Source organism: Collinsella sp. AM13-34, from assembly GCF_003473055.1.
Taxonomy (GTDB): Bacteria; Actinomycetota; Coriobacteriia; order Coriobacteriales; family Coriobacteriaceae; genus Collinsella.
Window position 1 is genome coordinate 1 of sequence record NZ_QRLE01000005.1, and the last position, 2,564, is coordinate 2,564.

General features: G+C 62.4%; 2 protein-coding genes. One reads left to right on the forward strand and one right to left on the reverse strand.

The genetic code is table 11. The features are described 5' to 3' along the window. Nucleotides 1-850: 850 nt before the first annotated feature. Nucleotides 851-2,008: an IS110 family transposase gene (locus tag DW151_RS02665; RefSeq protein WP_233543299.1), complete on the reverse strand. Its 1,158-nt coding sequence runs from the start codon at nucleotides 2,006-2,008 to the stop codon at nucleotides 851-853. Between the two features lie 342 nt (nucleotides 2,009-2,350). On the opposite strand from DW151_RS02665, the gene DW151_RS10715 reads away from it, so the two are divergent. Next, the coding region (locus DW151_RS10715) for a hypothetical protein (RefSeq protein ID WP_233543301.1) at nucleotides 2,351-2,564 on the forward strand (214 nt) is incomplete at its 3' end.

The window sequence follows — 2,564 nt, forward strand, 5'->3', positions numbered from 1 at the left end:
CGGCGGCGCTGCTCGAGGCGTACGGCGTGGAGGACGTGCCCATCGAGGAGCTCGACCTGACGCCGGGGCTCATCGAGCGGGCGCGCGCGGAAAGGGGCGATGCCCCGCTGTCCTAGCCTAGAAGGAAAAACGGAATAGACGGACCGACCGTCCGGCTGAGTCTGGGAAGAGGCGCCGGGCGGCGGGCGGAGCATGGCCACCGGACCCATCGAAACACATCTCCACCGTTCCTTCAACTGGGAAAATGCCGCCCCGGGACACCGGGAGGGGCCGCGGGGGCGTTCGGCTAACTGCGGGAATGGCCTATTTGCTCAATGTGTTCGGCTGAGATCGGAAATCAACCCTAATCAGTGGTGGATAGCGGTGGATAGCCAGAAGAAACCAGAGGATTCTAGAAGGTAAAGCCAATAGAAAAGCGGTTCCCCTGATTGACTGAATATCAGGGAAACCGCTGGTAGATGATGGTGGGCCCTCCGGGATTCGAACCCAGAACCCAGGGATTATGAGTATGGGCCGAGGCTCATCGAGGAACATTGGACACCGAAGTCAGACCACGGGCCAATTAGTACCTGCTGCCAGGCGTGTGAACGGCATCCTCACCGGGATATTGGAATTCAAAGCTGATGTCGCGACGCTCAAACTCATATGCCACCGTGTGAGCTTCGGCTTGACCGAAAAAAAATCTGGTTGCAGCCAACCTCGCCATACATAGCCCTGTCACAGTGGTGGGTGGTTGGGGGGTGTTCCTATAGTTTTGTCAACTGGGCAATGCTGTTTTCGAGATTGAATCGCGACATGCTAACGCCAGGCCTTTCGGCCGATGGGCTCCAATCTGTTCGGAGCGCTTCGACTAGGCGGCGTAGGGCACCCTGTCCCGCATGATCGCGTAGATGACCTTCAGCCTCTTTCGTGCCAGCGCCTTGAGCGCCTTGCCGTGCGGCATGCCCCGCTCTCGGCACCTAGCGTAGTAATCGCCCCATCTTCCCTCTGTCCGGGTAAGGCAGTTGCACGAGAATATGAGCAGGTTCTTCAGCCTCTTGTTGCCTTGGCGCGATGCCGTCACCGAGGAGATCGAGGTTCCCGACTGGCGGTTGCGCGGCGCCAGGCCGCAGTACGACGCGAGCCTGTCATGGCTTGGGAAGTCTTCGATATCTATGGAGATCGCGAGCTCGGAAGCGGTTTTGGGGCCGATCCCCGGCACCGTCAGGAGGCATCGGTAGGTATCGTCGCCCTCGAGGAGGGCGGATATCTCCGCCGTGATCACATCGATCTCCGCCGAGTTCTCGGAGATCCTGCGCGCGAGCAGCCTCACCGCCCGGTCCTCGGCGGCGATGGCCGCCGCGTCCGGCCTTGTCGAGGAGGCCGTCGAGCGGACGAGGGCCTCGATCTTGCCGCGCGCCGCCCCGCGCGTGAGCGCCGCCGCCCTGCGGGGCCCGGCGTCGGCCACCGACCAGGCCCCGCCGAGGGATGCCATGAGCCTCAGCTGGGGACCGTCGGACTGGTCGACCAACGCCTCGAAGGCGGGGCACGATTCCAGCAGGATGCTGCGCAGCCGATTCTTGCTCCTGGTGTTTTCGCAGTTCAGGAAGTTTCTCTGGGCGGCCAGCGCCCTCGCCGCCGCGACCGTCGGGCCCGGATCCCTGACCGGCAGGAGTGCGTCGGGGATGCCCAGCGCCGTCTTCGCGATGACCATTGCGTCCCGCTCGTCGGTCTTGGCGTCGCCGGCGAAGAGCCTGGCGGCCCCGTGCGCCGCGAGTCCCGGCAGGTACGCCGCCGACATCCCGGCCGCCCTGGCGCGGGCGAGCGCGAGGGCGCCTATGTTGCGCGACTGGTCGACAACCACGAGCGCGTCGGGGAAGCGGCCGAACAGCGAGTCCAGATCGCCCTCCCTGTTCGCGACGGGGGCGCTCAGCAGTATCTCGCCGTCCCGGGTCGCGACGCATGCCCAATGGGACAATTTCCCGACATCGAGCCCGATGACGGCTTCCGGCATTCTAGGTGGTGCCACGGTGTTATCCTCCAATCGGTAGGCCGATCGGAACCCCTCCCTGCGACACCCACATTACCTGGCCGTGGCGCTTGCACCCGGCAGTTTCCTATCAGTCGTCCGGAGCGGCGAGCGCCCCCGGTGGCAACACCCCCCGGGCCCTCTACGGGGCAGGGGCAGACGGCCATCCGGAGGCGCCCGATCGGCGGCCCCTCGGGGCTTGCCCGTATCGTAGGCAATGCGCCGAATGCTCGCCATCGAAATTTATCGGTGGCCCACTTCAGACTGTAATGGGCACCCACGGGCTCGACCCTCAGCGCCTATATCTGACGCGTAACCACAGTGCAAGCATAGGAAAACCTGTTGACTTTGAATTTCATCGGCTTTACTGGGATACCAAAGAAGCAGTTTGTAAAAAAGTATCAATTTGCTGTTTCGAGTAAAAAGCAAGTACATTGGTTAATGTTATCCGCTGCTATCCACACTTCGATTTGCGTTTCTGCACTTGAATTCGGTTTTAAAGATGGACTCATAATCCCTGGGTTCTGGGTTCGAATCCCGGAGGGCCCACCAGAGA